Below are 1,405 nucleotides of genomic sequence, written 5' to 3'. Positions count from 1 at the left end.
GTGTAGGCGCTGGATATGTCGCCGGCATGGGCCGCCTGGCAGAGACCGGCGAGGGCAAGCGGGATCAGAGGCGCACGCATGGCGGACAACTCCGTTTCGAGTTGCCGGGAGCGTACCGCCAATCGCTATTTCTTCAAGCTGGCTTCGATCAGCAAATCGGCGTTGCGGGCGACCGACGCCGCCGGTCCGCCGAGGCCGAACAGCTGGCCGCTGATATAGGCGCCCTCGATCAGCAGCAGCAGGCCGTCGCCAAGCGTGTCGGCATCGGCGGCGCCCATTGCGGCCGCCATGGCGCGCAGGCGGCGGCGCAGTTCCTGCTTGTTGGTCTCACTGACGATGCGCGCCGGATGACTGTGATCGGGATATTCCACCGCCGCATTGGTCATGCCGCAGCCGCGATAGTCGGGTTTTTGCGTGCGCTTGCCGACGCGGGTGAGGAAAGCCACGATCTGCGCGCGCGGGTCGCCCGGATGCGCATCGACAGCCTCGTCGAAGCGCTCCCAGAATTCGAGATCGTATTTGCGCAGATAGGAGGCGGCGAGTTCGTCCTTGGAGGGAAAGCTGCGGTAGAGGCTGGGCTTGGTGACGCCGGCGCGCTTGACGATCTCGTCGACGCCGATCGCTCTTATGCCTTCGCGGTAGAACAGGTCGCGCGCCACGTCGAGAATCTTGTCGGCGGCCTTCGGACGCGCTGGCGCGTGATCCCCGCTGATGGATGCTTCAATTTTTTTGTCCGGTGGCATGCCACGACTCGCTTGACAATGTTACTGACCGGTACGTATTCATAGCCCCATCCAATTGCAACGTACCGGTCAGTAACATGATAGCTCAGTCTCGTCCGTTTGGCCAGCGCTACGCTTTCGTCGTGGTCGGCGTTATCTTTCTTTGCCTGCTGATCGCGGCCGGGCTTCGTTCGGCGCCGTCGGTGATGATGCTGCCGCTGGAGGAGAGTCTTGGCTGGCGGCGCGACGTGGTCTCGCTGGCTGCCGCGATCGGCATCTTCCTCTATGGCCTGACCGGGCCGTTCGCGGCAGCCCTGATGGAGCGGATCGGGCTGCGCCGCACGCTGCTAATTTCGTTGCTGGTGATGTCGGGCTCGACGGCGCTCAGCCTGCTGATGACCAAGCCGTGGCATCTGCTGATCACCTGGGGCGTGCTTTCCGGCATCGGCTCGGGTGCGGTCGCAACCGTCCTCGGCGCCACCATCGTCAATCGCTGGTTCAAGACCAATCGCGGCCTGGTGATGGGGCTGATGTCGGCTTCGAGCGCCACCGGCCTGCTTGTCTTCCTGCCGTTGCTCGCCTCGCTGGCGCAGGCGGGTGGCTGGAAGCCGGTCGCCATCGCCATCGCGATCGCCACCGCCGCCCTGGTGCCGGTGGTGTGGCTGCTGGTGCCGGAGCGTCCG

At 64.9% G+C, this 1,405-nt stretch carries 2 protein-coding genes; one reads left to right on the top strand and one right to left on the bottom strand.

From position 1 onward, the window contains the following. Positions 1-125: 125 nt before the first annotated feature. Positions 126-743 carry a TetR/AcrR family transcriptional regulator gene (locus EN781_RS32565; protein ID WP_126057569.1) on the bottom strand — a complete coding sequence of 206 codons (618 nt, stop codon included), beginning with the start codon at positions 741-743 and terminating at the stop codon, positions 126-128. A gap of 77 nt (positions 744-820) precedes the next feature. Between EN781_RS32565 and EN781_RS32560 the strand changes: the two genes are divergently transcribed. Then, a partial coding sequence (locus EN781_RS32560) for an MFS transporter (protein WP_145965792.1) occupies positions 821-1,405 on the top strand: 585 nt, incomplete at its 3' end.

Origin of the sequence: Mesorhizobium sp. M4A.F.Ca.ET.090.04.2.1 (genome assembly GCF_003999085.1) — a bacterium.
Classification (GTDB): Bacteria; Pseudomonadota; Alphaproteobacteria; order Rhizobiales; family Rhizobiaceae; genus Mesorhizobium.
The sequence above is the reverse complement of the archived record's forward strand: the minus strand, read 5'-3'. Positions and strand labels throughout refer to the sequence as shown.